Raw genomic sequence first — 17284 nt, 5'->3', positions numbered from 1 at the left:
TGGCTTCCTATTTAATTGTCGCACTCAAGATCATACCTAGAAATGTTATTGATGCGCTGGCATCCCTCGTTCAACCGCTTTTAACATCCGCAACGTTTTACGGTTAATCGAGTTTGTTTTTTCTTGCTGCTGCGCTATGGCCCAGTCAATATGCTCTTGAACCAGCTCACTCACCTCTTCACGTTTATCTTTGAGCGCTTGAACGATGGCTTCTTCATAGGGTGCATTACCCAAAGCTACAGCAATATTACGTAGCCAGCGTTCATGGCCAATGCGTCTTATCGGTGAGCCTTCTGTGCGCTTTAAAAATGTAGCCTCATCCCAAGCAAAAAGACTTAATAATTGTGGGGAGTGCAAATCTTTACGGGGTTTAAAGTCATCTTCACTACTTGCTTGAGCAAACTTATTCCATGGACAAATAAGTTGGCAATCATCACAACCATAAATACGATTACCCATCGCTTTACGGAACTCTACCGGGATCTCACCAAATTTCTCAATGGTGATATAGGACAGGCAGCGCCTGCCATCAACGACATAGGGTTCTACAATTGCTTGTGTTGGGCAAATCGTGATACAAGCAACGCAACTACCGCATTGCTCTTTGACCGGTTCAGATACAGGTAGCGGAATACTAACTAATAATTCACCAAGGAAAAAAAAAGAACCAACATCTTGATTCAGGATCAAAGTGTGCTTTCCGACCCAACCCAAGCCGGCCTTTTCAGCTAATGGGCGCTCTAAAATGGGGGCAGAGTCAACAAACGGGCGGGCAATTAAGCCCTCAACCTGAGTCTCGATTTTCTGCTGTAATTTTTTCAAGCGATTTCGCATTATTTTGTGATAGTCACGGCCAGTTGCATATCGGCTGATATAAGCGTTGGTCGGCTCTTTCATTGTTGAAACAATCAATGCATCTGGAGGTAAATAATCTAAACGGACGCTGATCACCCGTAAGGTCCCGGGTAGTAGTTCATTAGGCCGCGCACGCATCATGCCGTGACGAGCCATATATTCCATCCCCCCATGATAGCCATTATCTAGCCATTGCTGAAATGCCGCTTCATGTTGTGATAAATCCGTGTCGCATATACCAAAGCCGGTAAAACCCAAGTCAATGGCCCACTGCTCTATTTGCTGCGCGAGTTGTTGATAGCAAATTGATTCGTTCACGTTAAAGTCCACTAAATAATCTAGGAATACTTTATCACTTAACCACTCAAATAGCAGCTAACGAATCATTGCTAAGCTAAGGAAGAAAACTAGCCTTACGCCAATGCGTAAGGCGATATAAGAGCATTAATGTTGGTGAGCATTTGTTGTCGATTTCTCATGCTTCATATGCTGATGAGACATACTTGGAGCTTTTTGGTTACCTTTTTTGATTTTAACCAACGTTTTTAATGAATAACCATCTGAAAAATTCAATGTTACAGGAAACGATTTTCCTGCAATCAGCGGCTTTTTAAGACCCATTAGCATCAGATGATAACCGCCCGGCTTGAACGTAACCGCCCCTTTAGGCTTAATCTCTAAGCTATCAACATGTTGCATACTAACGCTGCCATTGCTTTCAACACTTTGATGTAACATAACTGACTTTGCAATTGGGCTCGACGCACTAACTAAGGTACTCGTTTGTTTTCCATTGTTATGTAACATCAGGTAAGCAGCCCCATTCATTGCTACAGGCGGCAAGGCTCTAGCCCACGCCATGTGAACCATCATGCCCTGATTCTTTTGGTGTTGGTGTTTTTTACTATCGCCACTATGATTATGAGCAGCCACATCCATTGAGTAAGTTAAGCTCATTGTTACTACTGCTGCCATGGCAACAGATAACTTTTTTAATCCTGTCATTGTCATTGATAGACCCATCTCTTGAAAATAATTCATTGCTCACCCCAGCTAAATCGATAAGCACTAATTGCAATGCAACAGCTAGTAATCAATAGCAAGGTAAAAATATTAGGCAGTAACGTGGTTAAGTTAGCGCTCTCTAACATAATATCACGTAAACCGCTGACTAAGTGTGTTAAAGGCAGTAACTGTGCGAGTGTTTGTAAAGCAGGGTGAGCATTATCAATTGAAAACCACACCCCAGATAAAAACATCATCGGCCATGAAACTAAGTTCAATATACCACCAGCAAACTCCTCACTGCTACTACGACTAGCCATCATTAGGCCCACTGATATTAAACTTAAGCTACCACAAAACATCATTAAAAATAATAACAGATATGACCCATTCATTTTTAAGTCTAAGATATGAATACAACTAACAGCGATAAATAACGAAGTCGAAAGCTGAATAAACAAGCGGGATAAAATTTGTGCGCTAATAAATTCCAATGAAGATAATGGAGTTGCTTTGAGTCGTTTTAACACGCCATTTTTACGATATCGGACGATGACATAACCAATACCAAATAAGCCACTAAACATCATATTCATGCCAATGATCCCTGGCAGTACCCAATCGACATATCGAATAGGTTCACTGTCCACTTGCCCTTGTTGAATTGGGCTCTTAACCTCTGACAATAATATTTTTTCTATTAAATAACCTTTAGCAGATTGTTGGTTGATCCAATACTTATCTATTGATGGAGCAATCACCAAGTCTAACTGGTGCTGTTTTAGTTTTTCTAAAGCACTTTTCTGATTGTCATAACTAATAAACTCAATATGTTTAATTTCAGAGAAGTTGGTAAATGAGTCCTTATCAGCAATCTTAGCTATGGACTGGCTGATGACTCCCACTCGATATTGATCGGGCTGCCCATTACCAAAGGCAAATGCAAAACCAAAAATTAATAATAAAGGAAATGCTAAGTTCCAAGATAATGAAGCACGATCACGAACAAACTCTAAGTTTCTTGCATACCATAAGGCAAATAATCGTTTCATTTTATTCTCTCAATTGGTGACCAGTAAGGTGAATGAATAGGTCTTCTAGCGTGGGCGCATTAATTGTCAGACCGGTTAGATCTACCTCATGGTTTAATAGCTCAGCAATAGTTTGGTTGACATCATCCGAAATAAGCTGTGCCGAGTCTTGTTTAAATTCAAAATTAAGATGAGGTAATTGGCAATGGTTTATTGCACTCGACGGTAAGCGAATCATCATTCCGGGCAGGTGTTCCAATAATAATTCATCAGGTGCGCCAACAGCAATAATCTTCCCTTGCTCCACAATAGCAACTCGATCACATAAAATCTGTGCTTCATCCATATAATGAGTTGTGAGTAAAATTGTTTTTCCCGCTTGTTTTTGCCGTGTAATCAGCTGCCAAAAATTGCGCCTAGCTTGCGGGTCAAGTCCCGTTGTCGGTTCATCTAAAAAGACCAGCTTCGGGTCGTTTATTAAGGCTAATGCAAGCAACAAACGCTGCCGTTGCCCTCCAGAGAGTTTGCGATTATCGCGATTAAGTAACTCTTCCAAAGCACAATCCTCCACCAGTTGCTCAGTCGCTACTGGATTATCGTAAAGAGCTCTAAATAACCTCAAAGTATCAGATACGGTTAAATAGTCCTGTAAAGCGGTACTCTGAAACTGGATACCAATCGATTGTGCAAAGCGGTCATCAATGGCTTTACCATAGAACAACACTTCACCACCATCAGCACTAATGACATTTTCTAAGATCTCAATCGTGGTAGACTTTCCTGCGCCATTAGGGCCTAACAACCCAAAGCACTCGCCCTCAATAATTTCAAAAGATAAATTATCAACCGCACACACATCGTCATAGCGCTTAACTAGGTTATTTGCAGCTAATATTATTTTGCTCATTCACCTTCCCCATTATTAGACTAAACACAACCAATTTAGTCTTTATTATTTATAATAACCAGTTAGTGGCGATTAACAACTCTGTTGCTGTTCTGAAACTAACTTAGTTATAATCCTCCTGTTAAAAACAACAGGATTAAATAGTGAGTTATTTATTATCAGCACTCTACCTTCTTTGGGTCGTGATTATTTCAGTCATTTTGTTTCCTATCGCATTAATCATCCGCATTGTGACAACTCCCTTTGATCGTCGCCTTATCGTTTTAAATTATTTTAGCCACTTTTGGGGCTCTCTCTATTTTTGGACCAACCCGTTTTGGTCAATAAAAATCTCTGGGAGAGACAAGTTTAAGCAAGATCAACCTTATGTTGTAATCTCCAATCACTTATCCACGATTGATGTATTAGCTGCCTCTCGGCTATTTGTTCACTTTAAATGGGTTTCAAAAGTTGAAAACTTTAAAATCCCTTTTATCGGCTGGACCATGTATTTAAATCGCTATGTCGCCATTAAGCGAGGTGGAATTAGTTCAATAAAGTCGATGATGAAACAGTCGAAAGCCCACTTAGACAATGGTAGTTCCATCTTCATTTTCCCCGAGGGATCACGCTCTAGCGATGGCCACTTAAAGCCATTTAAAACTGGGGCGTTTAAGATTGCCAAAGAAATGAATGTTCCGATCATGCCGGTTGTTTTAACAGGTACCGATAAAGCGGTCCCTAAAAATAGTTTGCACTTTAAAGGACACCAAAAGATCACTGTTGAGGTATTAGAGCCAATCACTCCAGAGGAATATCAAGAACTTAGTTTAAAAGAGTTGACTGACCTTGCCCAACAACGTATTACTAAAGCAATTCAATAAAAACAGGATATTTTTATTATGGGTCTTTTAGATGGCTTAATGGGTAATGCTTCTGAGTTAGATATCGAAGAATTAGCGAGTGAGTTCGAGCCAATTTTAGCAAACGATGAAGAAATTGAACTGGGTTTCAAGCTCATTCGAGATATGTTTATTTTTACCAATAAGCGTATGCTAATCGTTGATAAACAGGGGCTAACAGGCAAAAAGGTGCTCTATCATTCAGTCCCGTTTAAATCCATCAGTCACTTCGCTCTAGAAAGTGCAGGCCATTTCGATATGGACGCTGAATTAAAATTGTGGATTAGCGGTACTGAAAAACCAATTAGTTACGAGTTAAAGCGAGGCTCAGATGTAGTGGCTATTCAAAAAACCTTAGCTAACTGTATTTTATAATAACCCCTCTTGTTTAAGAAGCGCTTGGTGCTGCGCCACCAGCACTTCTTTATTTCGCTTAGATAATTTTTTTATCTTGGCCTCTAACTGACAGGCTTCACTTCGATTGACTGCGCTTTGCAGGTAAACCAAAGTGACCGGGCGTCGTACCCTCGTATATTTAGCCCCTTTAGGTCCGTGATTATGCTCTTGTTCACGCCGTTTAATATCCGTAGTTACCCCACAATATAGTGACGTATCATTACAACGCATCAAATAAACAAACCACTCTTTAGTGTGTTTTTTAGCATGTTCAATGGTAGTTTCTGGAGTCATCATCTTATACCAATTCCGTTAATTAAGTGACCAACTTTGTAAAGTGAATAAACTAATTAGCGCACTGGCACCACATTCCAAAAAGAACCTAAGTACTGACATTTATATCGGCAAGGCATTTATAAACAGGTGCATTTGTTTTACATAAATAATAAATAACGCAATCATCATTCGTTTAGACCGTGAAGTATGATCAGGCTATTAATGAAATTGGTATTAGTCAATCTCACTAACTATTAAGTATTCTTACATGTAGTGCAAATAAAAAAACATAACAACACTTACATTTCAATATGTTATACATATGGCATTAACCTTGAATAAATAAGCCATTAATCGATTAATCAAGAAATAGCTTATGAATAATTTAAGAAAAATAGCCATTACCCTCAGCGGTGGTTTTCTATTGCTTATCAGCCTGATATTTATAGCGCTGCCTGGCACCGTCATTTTGTTACCACTATCGCTGGCAATTTTAGCATTAGAATATGACTGGGCTAAACGGTATCTTAAAGTGGCTCAGCGTATGCTAACTCAATCAGCAAAAAAAATGGACCAATTTGTCAGTAAATGTCGCCGTAGATAGTGCTAAAGCACCAGCGGTTAGGTACAATAAGCTCATCATAAATTGCTAGCTGGATCACACTAATGAATCAAGATGAAATGAAAAAAGCAGCCGGTTGGGCGGCCTTAGAATATGTAGAGCGAGACACTATTGTCGGTGTTGGTACTGGCTCGACGGTTAATCATTTTATTGATGCATTAGGCTCAATAAAAGGTGATATCGAAGGAGCGGTTTCAAGCTCAGAAGAATCGACGCGCCGATTAAAAGAGTATGGCATTCCAGTATTTGACCTAAATACTGTAGATCAGTTAAGTGTATATGTTGATGGTGCTGATGAAATCAACGATCATATGCAAATGATTAAAGGCGGAGGCGCAGCGCTAACACGTGAAAAGATTATCGCAGCCGTGGCAGAAAAGTTTGTTTGTATCGCTGATCAAAGTAAGTTAGTTAAATTACTGGGTGAATTTCCATTACCCGTTGAAGTCGTTCCAATGGCGCGTTCATACGTTGCTCGTCAACTGGTAAAACTTGGTGGTGATCCAGTTTACCGTGAAGGTGTCATTACTGATAACGGAAATATAATTTTAGATGTTCACAACTTCAACGTTGTAAATGCGTGTGAATTAGAACGTCAAATCAATGGTATTGTTGGTGTAGTAACGAACGGCTTCTTTGCTGAGCGCAGCGCCGATAGCTTATTATTAGCAACGCCTGATGGTGTAAAAAAAATTAATAATAAATAAGCTACTCAATAATTCCCTATCAAAGTAGCGTATGACATTACGCTACTTTCCTCCCTGTTTATCATAAAAACACAACACAACATTTTATTAACAAGGCAACCTTATAAACACTAATGATATAGTTAATAACCTCTAGTTATAGCCATTCCATTAGCCAAAAGTCATAGAGTAAAAGCCTTTAATAACAGGTGTTCTAGCTGTTACAATCATTTTTATAGTTATTTTCAATTAACTCTCCCTTTAGTTCATTAAATTTGTTATTTTACTTAACATTAAACACCTTCAAACCTGCTAGGAAAATTATAGATGGCTCATTTTTCGCTCAACAAAGACAAAATCAAGATTTTACTCCTTGAGGGCTTACACCCAAGCTCCCTAGAAGTCTTACAAAATGCAGGTTATAGCAACATTGAAAGTCTGAAGACTTCATTACCTGAAAATGAATTAATCGAAAAGATTAAAGATGTTCACTTCATCGGCATTCGTTCTCGTACTGAATTAAACGCTAATGTTCTTGCCGCAGCGAGCAAGCTTGTGGGTATTGGTTGTTTTTGTATCGGTACCAACCAAGTTGATCTGTCAGCGGCTGAAAAGTTAGGCATTCCAGTCTTTAATGCACCATTTTCCAATACTCGCTCAGTTGCAGAGTTAGTGCTAGGTGAAACGCTATTATTGTTACGTGGCATCCCTGAAAAGAGTGCTAAAGCACACCGTGGTGAATGGCAAAAGTCCGCAATTGGTTCATATGAAGCCCGTGGCAAACAACTGGGTATTATTGGTTATGGTCATATAGGTACGCAGCTAGGCATCTTAGCTGAAAACCTTGGTATGCGTGTACGTTTTTACGATATTGAAGATAAACTACCATTAGGTAATGCTAGTCAAATTGCTAAGCTCGATGAATTATTGGCAACGTCTGATGTGGTTTCTTTACACGTCCCAGAAACCCCACAAACTAAATACATGTTCACTGCCACTGAAATGGCAAAAATGAAGCAAGGTGCAATATTAATCAACGCCTCTCGTGGTACCGTTGTAAACATTGAAGATTTAGCTTCTTCGCTGGAACAAGGCCACATCAGTGGTGCAGCAATCGATGTATTCCCAGTGGAGCCTAAATCAAATAGTGAAGAGTTTGCTTCCCCATTACGAGGTATCGATAATGTGATCTTAACGCCGCATGTCGGTGGTAGCACACAAGAAGCGCAAGCTAATATTGGTATCGAAGTTGCGGGTAAATTGGCTAAGTACTCTGATAATGGTTCAACGCTATCAGCAGTTAACTTCCCTGAAGTATCTTTACCGCAACACGTTGGTAGCTCTCGCTTATTGCACATTCATCAAAACCAACCAGGTATTATGAATAAGATCAATATGGCATTTGCTGAAAAAGCAATCAATATTAGCGCCCAATACTTACAAACAACCGCTGATATTGGTTATGTTGTTATGGAAGTTGAAGCGAAAGATGCTGACATTGCTCTGGATGAGTTAAACAAAATCGAAGGTACTATTCGCGCCCGTACGCTTCACTCTGCTTAATCAGTAAATCAAATACACAATCAGCGTTTTATTTATAATAAATGCCACAGCAATCTTTGATTCCTGTGGCATTTCGCATTAGGATGACTGTTAATTATCGATTTACTAAATAGGTTTCCAGTGTCTATTACCACCTCTCTTACTCCATTTAATGTTTACCCTCAGCTGCCTCTTGGCGTAATTTCTTTAAGCGGTGTTGAAAATGAAGTTTTCTTGCAGGGTCAACTAACCTGTGATGTTACGACGATCACCGAAAGCCATAGCTTACTTGGTGCGCATTGTGATGCTAAAGGTAAGATGTTAGGTATTCTACGTTTATTAAAAACACCACAAGCCATTCTCGCGTTACAAGCCATAGAAAACATCGAATCACATTTACCGCAACTAAAAAAGTATGCCGTATTCTCGCAAGTTGAAATATCCGATTCGACACAACATTACCAATGCATCGGCTTTAGCGGCTCATTAGCTAAAGAGTGGCTTGAACAACAAGCAGGACAAACATTCAGTGACAATGTTGACACATTGATTAGTGATTTTGGTCTTATCACCAACTTCTCATTTGATTATGAACAGCAACCACGTCTTATTGTGATTGCAACACCAGAGCAACATGAAAAGCTGTCACAAGCGCTTGAAACAATCGATGCAACCCAGCAAGAAGCCAATATATGGTCAGCTTTAGATATCCTAACTGGAACACCTAAATTACTACCAACAACGCAAGCTGAATTTGTCCCTCAAATGCAAAATCTACAAATGATTGACGGTATTAGCTTTAATAAAGGCTGTTATATCGGCCAAGAAACAGTCGCCCGCATGCATTTTCGTGGCTTAAATAAAAGAGCAATGTTTGTTTTGAGTACAACATCACATATCCCTTGTGCGGCAGGTGATAGTCTTGAAAAACAATTAGGTGATAACTGGCGAAATGCAGGGACTGTTGTTAGCGCTGAGCAAGTAGGTTCAACAACTGTTGCCCTAGCAATACTACCAACCGACATCGAATTAGGAACACAATTAAGAGCAACTGAGCATAGTGACTCAGGTGTCTTTACAATAAACGAACCAGCTTACTTTCAACGCCTCGAGCAAGAATAATCTAGCCATCGACAAGTTCATTGTTTAAGGCATTAAATGCCTTAAACAATAGCCTTTTCATTCTTTGCTCTTTTAGTTTGCCAACGCCTTTAGCGACCTTCGCTTATATATTAGTAATTTTTAAGAGCCACTATGACAACACCTAACATCAACTTTTTACGCGCCGCACAGCAACTCGAGAGTGTAGCTAAATTACCGCCCTCACTTCAGTCTCTGGTCAGTGAAATCATTCAGCAGCCCCAATTCAAAGCCTATTTTAGCCCCGCTCAAGTTAGTGCACTTTTAGCTATTGAACCTGATTGTGAATTACTATTGCGTCATTTACTCCCACTAGCCCAAAGCTATAGTTTTTGCCCGATTTCCAAGTTTAAAGTCGGAGCCGTTGCTTTGGCTGATAATGGGTCAATATTTTTAGGGGCAAACATTGAGTTCGCGCAGCAAACATTAGGACAAACAGTCCATGCTGAGCAAGCTGTAATTAGCAATGCGTGGCACCATGGAGCCACTTATCTCACTCACCTTGCGGTGACCGCTACGCCTTGTGGCCATTGCCGCCAGTTTATCAATGAGTTAGAAGGGGCTAAGAAACTTAGAATCCTATTACCTGAACAAGACGCTATCACTTTCCCTGCTTTTCTCCCCCACTCATTTGGCCCCGATGACCTAGCGGTCAATGATCGACTAATGAACTCCAAACCTAATCAAATTGCTTATCAAACTGATGAGCCCCAACTAGTAACCGCTATTGAAAATGCAAAAGCGAGTTACAGCCCTTACTCAAATAGTCCAAGTGGGATTGTAATAAGCACCAAGAATAGCCAATACTCAGGACGTTACGCAGAAAATTGTGCATATAATCCAAGCTTATCTCCCCTGCAGTCGGCGTTAATAGCCCTTCACCTAGCAGGAGAACAATTCTCTGAAATAAAAACCGCCATTTTAGTCGAGTCTAAGAGTGCTCCAGTCAGTCAATACCAACAGTCTGTGCAATTACTCAAGACATTAGTTGACATTGAGTTGTTACATTACCAATATTAAGTATTCACTTACGCTTTCAAAGACAAGTGAGTAAGTATCTTTTGTATTAATTAAACAGATAAGGCAGCTAATGAAAAAACTACTCTTGTTATTAGTGTTGTTTGTTATCAGTTTTAATACATATGCAGCTAAAGTGTTACTAATTCATAGCTATCACCTCGAGTACCCGTGGGTACAGGAGTACCGCAATGGCTTTTTGGCGGCGATTGATGATGTTAGCCTAGTTGAATATGAAATGGATACAAAACGCAAACCCGCTCATCAATTCCCTCAAATAGCGAATGATGCGTGGGCCTTTATCCAAGAAAATAACCCAAGTATCGTCGTACTCGCAGATGATAATGCACTGAAGCTTTTGGGCCCTCGGTTAATCGAGCAAAAGATCCCTATCGCTTTTTTGGGGATAAATAGCAATCCTCGAGCTTATATTCCTTTAACAGGGCAAGTCACCGGTGTGTTAGAGCGCCCTTTAATGAAACGCTCTGTTACTATGCTCAAAAAATTAATCCCTGATCTTAAAGACGTCAAAGTGATGATGGATAACACCGTAACATCCCATGCAATTTTAGAAACATCATTTGAAAACCGCCTAATGCAGAAAATATCTGGAATTAATATCCAAACTGTATTAGTCAGTACCTATAAACAGTGGCAAGTCGAAGTCAGAAATAGTGCACAGCAAGGCTATCAGGCAATTATAATTGCAAACTATGCAGGCTTAAAAACTCATGAAAGAACAATTCCACTCAATGAAGCCAGCGAGTGGACAAGTAAGTTTAGTCACATTCCGGTATTTGCATTCTGGTCATATTCGATAGGGCAAGATAAAGCAATTGGCGGCTTAATTATTAGTGGATTAGAACAAGGAAAGTCCGCTGCTAAGAAGGTGAACCTCTACCTTAGAACAGGAGAAATGGCCCGAATTACCACGCCTCAACGTGGCACTTTAAAATTCAGCCAACACGAGTTAACACGTTGGGGTCTAAAACCACCTAAAGAAATAGAACAGCGCGGTGTTATAAAAAAGTAAGCCGCCCCTGTTTTTCACTCCCGGCAACTTATTAGGCCAATGCTTTTTTTAGTAATGCGAGTTGCCCTTCGGTAAAGGTTAATTTTAGTGCTTCTTCTTGCCCTCGTTCTGACATTTTAGCCCACGTTTTTTGCACAATTCGAATAATCTTTTCTTCACTGTGCTTTGCTGCAAAGTCAGTAAAATAAAAGGTCAGAAACACTAAGCAAATAACATCTTCAAGGGCCTGCACCTCAGGATCGCGTTTTAGCTTTTCTTTACGTAGCATGCGACCAATGGCAGCGACTTCCTCATTCGTATAACCGACCTGTAGGGCAATTCCCATTGCCTCCTCAGCATGATAGCGCCCTAACGCTTGTCGCCAGTCGTTATAACCTTTTCTCCCTAAAGGGTATTGCGATCGAGCGATAGACCAGCGCTTAATATGTTGCGCCCTTGCCGCTATTTGCAATGCTTCACTCGCATTTGGCTCAAATTCCTTTAAACACGCACTCATTCTAAGACCGTAGAGCCATTCTTTCGGTTGCTCAATCCCACTATCTAGTTCTCGATTAGGATCTTGTTGATTGGCTAAATCAATTAACTTGAACGCTTGTTCTAATTTACTTGGTGTCATACAACCACTCATACTTGTTAAGTTTATCTAAATGTTAATAGTACAAATATTATTATTTACCAGCCAATTGATTTAAACTCATGGCCTGTCTTATTATCATTAATTTATACTGTTACGGATCTATTGTTATGAAAAAGACAACGAAAGCGGTTGTACTCTCCATTGTTGTTTTCCCTGGCGCTGGGCACATCTTTTTAAAGCGGTACAAAACAGCAGCATTATTTTTAGGTATTTTTGGCGCTGCGGCAGTGATGATTATTTCCAATATATTAAGTCGAGCTCAACTAATTGCTGACCGCATTATCGCAGGTGAAATCCCCCCAGATTTTACAACAATCTTACAAGAAGTTGCTAAGCAATCAGAAGTATATTCCTCACACCATCAAACTATTATCAGTTTCAGTTTGTTAATACTGTGGCAACTGTGCACTTTCGACGCTTATCGATGCGCTAAACGCCCACTCAACTTGAACGAGTAAGCCATAACTGTGGCTGAGAAAATAACTCCTCAATGGTGCTAAAAAATTGACCAACCGCTAAGCCGTCCATCATACCATGATGCACTTCAACCGATAATGGCATGCTATACCCATCTTTACTCTCAACAAGTTTGCCATAAACAATTTTAGGAATACTATCACCAATAAAAGAGTGGCGAGCATTGCTAAAACTTCGAAAGTTGAGCCAAGGAATAACTGACATATGCACCACATCTTGCTTTATCGCTTGTCCACAAAACTCCTTAGCAATAAATGGCTGTTCCTTAGCTTGAGCAACCTTACTTTGTGCTAACCGAGTGAAATCACTAAACGAGTCTGCAAAGGGAAGATCACAAAAGCGCATTAATTGATCATCGCCTAACACCGCACAGCTAATAGCAATCTCTTGGTAGCACCTTAGCTCACGTTTAACGATCCTTAGCTGAAATGCGGGGTGTTGGTTGACGGCAACTTGTGTCAAAAATAAGTAAGCATGAAAGAAGCTAAGTTGTTGTGCCTGACAATAACGATAAAGCTCACTCACATCAACATCCGCACAAATATTAAACCAAGGTTGTGCGGCATTTCGATAAAATTCAAAATGCTGATAACGCGGCCAGTTCGGTAAATCAATAACCTGATAATTCAAAAATAAATTCTCTTCAAAAATAGTATCAACTAATCTTTAGTCTGACTCGGTTTTAACGTGAACAACTCTTGGGCGATATTATCACTCAATATCTCCACCAGACGGGTGCGTGCAGCTTTGGTAGCCCAAGCAATATGTGGTGTAATAACCAGATTACCCCCTTGATAGTTCAATAAAGGGTTATCAATAGTTGGTGGTTCCGTCGAAAGAACATCAAGTGCTGCGCCGGCAATCACTTGTTCCGTTAGTGCATCAACCAAATCTTGCTCATTAACTAAACCTCCGCGTGCAGTATTAATAAGAAATGCACTTGGCTTCATCAGTGCTAATGTTTCGCGGTTGATCATTAGCTCGTTATGAGCAGTCTGAGGACAATGTAAGCTCACGACATCACTGTGACTTAGTAGCTGTTCAAAACTAACCCGCCCTTCCCTAATGAACTCAACCCCCGGATGGTCACTAATCAAGACATGCATATCAAAAGCCTTTGCAACTTTAGCAACCGCCTTGCCTAAATTACCAAAGCCTACAATGCCTAAGGTTTTTCCTGCTAGCTCCGTCATTGTATAGCCTAAATGACAAAACTGCTGACTCTGAGGCCAACCGCCTTGTTGCATAAACTGGTGATACTCTTGGCTGCGTCCAGCAAGTTGCAATAATAGATTAAAGCAATGTTGAGCGACGGCCGCCCCTGCGTAGCCCTCAACATTAACAACTCGAATGCCTAAGCGTTGTGCGGCTTCCAGATCAATATTATTAGTTCCAGTAGCCGCCACAGCAATTAATTTAAGCTGTGGTAATTGCGCCATAACCAACTCATCAATGACTACTTTGTTAGTAATAATCACCTGCCTATCTTTACAGTGCTCTACAATTTCTTGCGGCTCTGTGTGGGTGTAACTTTTCCACTGAGAAAATAAAGTCATTAACGGCGTTAATGAAATATCATCGCCTAATGTTTGCTGATCAAGCAAGACACCACTAATTCTCATAGCTAAGACCTATTCGATGTAAATTATTAGTAATTACTGCTAGTCTAGCAGTTATCAACATTCTAACTCTAGTAGCAAAATGAAACCGTTATCAAAGCACTCATCACCTGCTAAACCTAAGCCAGTTAAAAAGGCTGATTGTCCTCGATGTCGTAAAATACGCGCTATGGTGATATGGGCAATCTTAATGTACCTATTCTACCTTTATTACGCGAATTAACCGTGAAAGCTCAATAAAAGTGAATAATAATTACTTTTATTGATATAAAGCACTGCAGATACCTCAACTTAAGGATATAATGCGTTTTTATGGAAAAACGTAATCTAAAAGAATATGTGGACTGATATTTCATCACTTGGCGCGATCATTTTTTATAGCATCAGTTTAGCTTTAGTTATCAAAAGCTTATTTACTCACGTCAGCATCAATGAGAAAATCATTTTCGGCCTAGCCAGTATTGGTATCGGTTTTCACACCATTGCTTTAGCTAATATCATTCTTGCCATTGACGGCCAGAATATGAGTATTTTGATTGTTGCCTCCATTGTCAGCTGGCTCATTGCTGCAATACTCACCATCGCACTACCTAAGTTTGCCATTATTACCTTACTCCCCGTCGTCTATGGCTTTTCTCTACTTACAGTATTAGGGGTGTGGTTAGTACCATCGAGTTATATCACTCATTTTGAAGCAAATCCTGAAGTTCTTATTCATATATGTTTGGCGCTTAGCTCTTATAGCACGTTAATGATTGCGGCATTCTACGCAATTCAGCTTAATATTATTAATAACCGTTTAAAAAGCAAAAAACTGAACTTAACCGCCTCTCCGTTACCGCCATTATTAACGGTTGAGAAGCAGTTGTTTCAATTAGTGCTAGCGGGTGCATTATTATTGACCTTGTCATTAATGACTGGCTTTTTCTTCCTTGAAGATATGCTGGCGCAAGGAAAACTCCATAAAACCATTCTTTCTTTAGCGGCGTGGTGTGTCTACAGCTGGCTGTTATGGCAACACCAACAACAAGGTGTGCCTATTAAAACCGCCGTTAAAATAACGATTATTGGTGCAGCACTGTTAACCCTCGCCTACTTCGGCAGTCGCTTAGTCACTGAACTTGTGATTAGCTAACTTAGACCAAAGACTCTTGACGCTCTTAGACGAACACCGTATAAGGAGCTATTAACTAACAAAAGGAACTCCTTACTTGGACAGCATATCAACCCCAACATTATTTGGGATCCTGTTCGGCCTTGTCTTTCTCTCAGCTTATTTTTCAAGCTCAGAAACAGGCATGATGTCAATCAACCGTTATCGTTTGCGACATCAGGTAAAAAATAAAAACAAAGCGGCTAAGCGCGTCGATAAGCTATTACAACGCCCTGACCGTTTAATAGGTTTGATCCTCATTGGTAATAATTTAGTTAATATTGCAGCTTCTGCGATTGCTACAATTATTGGTATACGCCTTTATGGTGATGCAGGTATTGCTGTAGCAACATTTGCGTTAACGCTTATCGTCCTCATTTTTGCCGAGGTAACACCGAAGACTGTCGCGGCGCTTCACCCTGAGCGAGTCGCTTTTCCAAGCTCTCTTATCCTTTCGCCTTTATTAAAAATACTTTACCCGTTTGTCTGGATGGTCAATATGATCACCAACGGTATGTTACGTTTATTGGGCGTCAACCCAGATGAGAAGACCGTTGATCAATTAAGTAGTGACGAGCTGCGCTCTATTGTGAGTGAAACCACCGGTATGATCCCGCAAAAGCACCAAGACATGCTAACCAGTATTCTCGATTTAGAGAAAGTGACTGTTGAAGATATTATGGTGCAACGCAGTGAGATTGCTGGCATTGATATCAACGATGACTGGAAAAGTATTCAAAAACAGCTGCGCCATATTCAGCACACCCGTATTCTATTATTCCGCGATAAAATTGATGATGCTGTTGGCTTTATTCACGCCCGTGATTTAATGCACTTACAATCGAAAGATCAATTTGATAAATCCAACCTTATTCGCTCAGTACGCGAATTGTACTTTATTCCTGAAGCGACTTCTCTAAATGTACAACTGCTTAAATTCCAAGAGAATAAAGAACGTATTGGTTTAGTTGTTGATGAATACGGTGATATTCAAGGTTTAGTCACACTAGAAGACATCCTAGAAGAGATTGTCGGTGACTTTACTACCAACGTAACCCCAACGGTCAGTGACGAGATCCAACTGCAAGAAGATGGCAGTTACATCGTTGAGGGCTCAATGAATATCCGAGAAATGAATCGCGAAATGAATTGGCACTTCCCGATTGATGGGCCAAAAACCGTTAATGGTTTATTGCTCGAGCACTTCCAAGATATCCCAGAACCGGGCATCAGCATCCGCCTAGCAGGTTATCCACTGGAAGTGATTGGCGTTGACAATAACAAGGTTCAAAGCATCCGCATTATCCCTGCATTCTACCAAGCAGAGAAATGCGAAGATGAAGAAGACGAAGAATAGTACTCAAAATAACAGCGCGTGATAGTAGGTCCTCGATTAAAATACCTCGACGACGACTGATATAATTGAAATACCAAAACCCCTCGCCCATAAAAAAGGCTATGTCGCTGTTAACTGTTGCGATTTGTTAATGGCAGCTGATCTTTGATGTGCTAAGACTAGTTGCTGACTAATGTGAAGCTTGCTCGAGCACACCAGTTACTTTTCTTATATAAAATACATCCATGTATTTCACCCTTCGGGCAGCCGCGCTGTACAAAATTGTTCCAGACAATTTTGTGCTTCGCCAAAGAAAAGTAACTAAAAGATTAAATTGCAGGGAGCAATTTAAGACAGTTTTAGCTGGTCCGTAGGACAAATAACAAGGATGTTATTTGCAAAGGCGACCCGTAATTTAATTGCTGACCTTTAAGTGAAAAGCTGTTTTAACGTCACCGATTTTTATGCGCATCCATGCGCTAAAATCTAAAAATTCGTCCCTGAATTTTTATCCTAACAGCTCTCCACTTAAAGGCAATTAATACCGGGGAATACCTCATGCTGAAAAGTAGTCTGCTATATTTAATGCATTGAGTTTAAAAATAATAAAATATCTACAACAGCTAACTAAGACATAGCCATAAAAAAGGGCCGTCAAATGACAGCCCTTT

General features: G+C 40.2%; 19 protein-coding genes. 11 read left to right on the top strand and 8 right to left on the bottom strand.

All coding sequences use genetic code 11. From position 1 onward, the window contains the following. Positions 1 to 45: 45 nt before the first annotated feature. From queG to Q8W26_RS12965, 4 genes are all read right to left on the bottom strand, one after another. Positions 46 to 1173 (bottom strand): tRNA epoxyqueuosine(34) reductase QueG, encoded by a 1128-nt coding sequence (queG, locus tag Q8W26_RS12980; protein ID WP_305473607.1) that lies wholly within the window; start codon positions 1171 to 1173, stop codon positions 46 to 48. 126 nt (positions 1174 to 1299) lie between these two features. Then, a complete protein-coding gene (locus Q8W26_RS12975; RefSeq protein ID WP_305473605.1) occupies positions 1300 to 1896 on the bottom strand; it encodes a copper chaperone PCu(A)C in 597 nt (198 codons plus the stop codon). Further along, positions 1893 to 2912 carry an ABC transporter permease gene (locus Q8W26_RS12970; protein ID WP_305473604.1) on the bottom strand — a complete coding sequence of 340 codons (1020 nt, stop codon included), beginning with the start codon at positions 2910 to 2912 and terminating at the stop codon, positions 1893 to 1895. Before Q8W26_RS12970 ends, Q8W26_RS12975 begins: the two co-directional genes overlap by 4 nt. Position 2913: 1 nt before the next feature. After that, the gene (locus Q8W26_RS12965) at positions 2914 to 3798 is read right to left on the bottom strand and encodes an ABC transporter ATP-binding protein (protein ID WP_305473603.1); all 885 of its coding nucleotides are present in this window, start codon (positions 3796 to 3798) and stop codon (positions 2914 to 2916) included. Between the two features lie 143 nt (positions 3799 to 3941). Here Q8W26_RS12965 and Q8W26_RS12960 point away from each other — a divergent pair, with 143 nt between their 5' ends. Both Q8W26_RS12960 and Q8W26_RS12955 read left to right on the top strand, forming a co-directional pair. Beyond that, entirely contained in the window at positions 3942 to 4661 is a 720-nt protein-coding gene (locus tag Q8W26_RS12960) for a 1-acyl-sn-glycerol-3-phosphate acyltransferase (protein WP_305473602.1), read from the top strand. A gap of 18 nt (positions 4662 to 4679) precedes the next feature. Further along, positions 4680 to 5054: a PH domain-containing protein gene (locus Q8W26_RS12955; protein ID WP_101213292.1), complete on the top strand. Its 375-nt coding sequence runs from the start codon at positions 4680 to 4682 to the stop codon at positions 5052 to 5054. On the opposite strand, the gene Q8W26_RS12950 is transcribed toward Q8W26_RS12955, so the two are convergent. Further along, positions 5049 to 5372: a GIY-YIG nuclease family protein gene (locus tag Q8W26_RS12950; RefSeq protein ID WP_305473601.1), complete on the bottom strand. Its 324-nt coding sequence runs from the start codon at positions 5370 to 5372 to the stop codon at positions 5049 to 5051. The genes Q8W26_RS12955 and Q8W26_RS12950 overlap by 6 nt on opposite strands. Before the next feature lie 355 nt (positions 5373 to 5727). On the opposite strand from Q8W26_RS12950, the gene Q8W26_RS12945 reads away from it, so the two are divergent. The 6 genes from Q8W26_RS12945 to Q8W26_RS12920 all read left to right on the top strand — a co-directional run bounded on the left by Q8W26_RS12945 (position 5728) and on the right by Q8W26_RS12920 (position 11391). Continuing rightward, a complete protein-coding gene (locus Q8W26_RS12945; RefSeq protein WP_305473600.1) occupies positions 5728 to 5955 on the top strand; it encodes a PGPGW domain-containing protein in 228 nt (75 codons plus the stop codon). Positions 5956 to 6017: 62 nt separating this feature from the next. Further along, positions 6018 to 6680, top strand: coding sequence for a ribose-5-phosphate isomerase RpiA (rpiA, locus tag Q8W26_RS12940; RefSeq protein ID WP_101213289.1), 663 nt, complete (start codon positions 6018 to 6020; stop codon positions 6678 to 6680). A gap of 306 nt (positions 6681 to 6986) precedes the next feature. Next, a complete protein-coding gene (gene serA / locus Q8W26_RS12935; protein WP_101213288.1) occupies positions 6987 to 8222 on the top strand; it encodes a phosphoglycerate dehydrogenase in 1236 nt (411 codons plus the stop codon). Positions 8223 to 8342: 120 nt separating this feature from the next. After that, a complete protein-coding gene (locus Q8W26_RS12930) occupies positions 8343 to 9323 on the top strand; it encodes a folate-binding protein YgfZ (protein ID WP_305473598.1) in 981 nt (326 codons plus the stop codon). A 132-nt stretch (positions 9324 to 9455) separates the two neighbouring features. After that, positions 9456 to 10361 (top strand): cytidine deaminase, encoded by a 906-nt coding sequence (cdd, locus tag Q8W26_RS12925; RefSeq protein ID WP_305473597.1) that lies wholly within the window; start codon positions 9456 to 9458, stop codon positions 10359 to 10361. A 70-nt stretch (positions 10362 to 10431) separates the two neighbouring features. After that, positions 10432 to 11391: an ABC transporter substrate-binding protein gene (locus tag Q8W26_RS12920; protein ID WP_101213285.1), complete on the top strand. Its 960-nt coding sequence runs from the start codon at positions 10432 to 10434 to the stop codon at positions 11389 to 11391. Positions 11392 to 11422: 31 nt separating this feature from the next. Here the strand turns inward: Q8W26_RS12920 and Q8W26_RS12915 are convergent, their stop codons facing one another. After that, entirely contained in the window at positions 11423 to 12007 is a 585-nt protein-coding gene (locus Q8W26_RS12915; protein WP_305473595.1) for a DUF4202 domain-containing protein, read from the bottom strand. A gap of 128 nt (positions 12008 to 12135) precedes the next feature. On the opposite strand from Q8W26_RS12915, the gene Q8W26_RS12910 reads away from it, so the two are divergent. Further along, positions 12136 to 12486 (top strand): hypothetical protein, encoded by a 351-nt coding sequence (locus tag Q8W26_RS12910; protein WP_305473594.1) that lies wholly within the window; start codon positions 12136 to 12138, stop codon positions 12484 to 12486. Here the strand turns inward: Q8W26_RS12910 and Q8W26_RS12905 are convergent. Together Q8W26_RS12905 and Q8W26_RS12900 are read right to left on the bottom strand one after the other, a co-directional pair. After that, on the bottom strand, positions 12470 to 13135 hold the full coding sequence (locus tag Q8W26_RS12905) for a CatA-like O-acetyltransferase (RefSeq protein ID WP_305473593.1): 666 nt from the start codon (positions 13133 to 13135) through the stop codon (positions 12470 to 12472). The genes Q8W26_RS12910 and Q8W26_RS12905 overlap by 17 nt on opposite strands. 29 nt (positions 13136 to 13164) lie before the next feature. After that, a complete protein-coding gene (locus Q8W26_RS12900; protein ID WP_305473592.1) occupies positions 13165 to 14127 on the bottom strand; it encodes a D-2-hydroxyacid dehydrogenase in 963 nt (320 codons plus the stop codon). Between the two features lie 334 nt (positions 14128 to 14461). Between Q8W26_RS12900 and Q8W26_RS12895 the strand changes: the two genes are divergently transcribed. Both Q8W26_RS12895 and Q8W26_RS12890 read left to right on the top strand, forming a co-directional pair. After that, the gene (locus Q8W26_RS12895) at positions 14462 to 15259 is read left to right on the top strand and encodes an inner membrane protein YpjD (protein WP_101213280.1); all 798 of its coding nucleotides are present in this window, start codon (positions 14462 to 14464) and stop codon (positions 15257 to 15259) included. Positions 15260 to 15335: 76 nt separating this feature from the next. Further along, the gene (locus Q8W26_RS12890) at positions 15336 to 16634 is read left to right on the top strand and encodes an HlyC/CorC family transporter (protein ID WP_305473591.1); all 1299 of its coding nucleotides are present in this window, start codon (positions 15336 to 15338) and stop codon (positions 16632 to 16634) included. The last annotated feature ends 650 nt before the right edge of the window (positions 16635 to 17284 follow it).

The sequence above is a fragment of the Psychrobium sp. 1_MG-2023 genome, assembly GCF_030689115.1.
GTDB lineage: Bacteria > Pseudomonadota > Gammaproteobacteria > Enterobacterales > Psychrobiaceae > Psychrobium.
The sequence above is the reverse complement of the archived record's forward strand: the minus strand, read 5'-3'. Positions and strand labels throughout refer to the sequence as shown.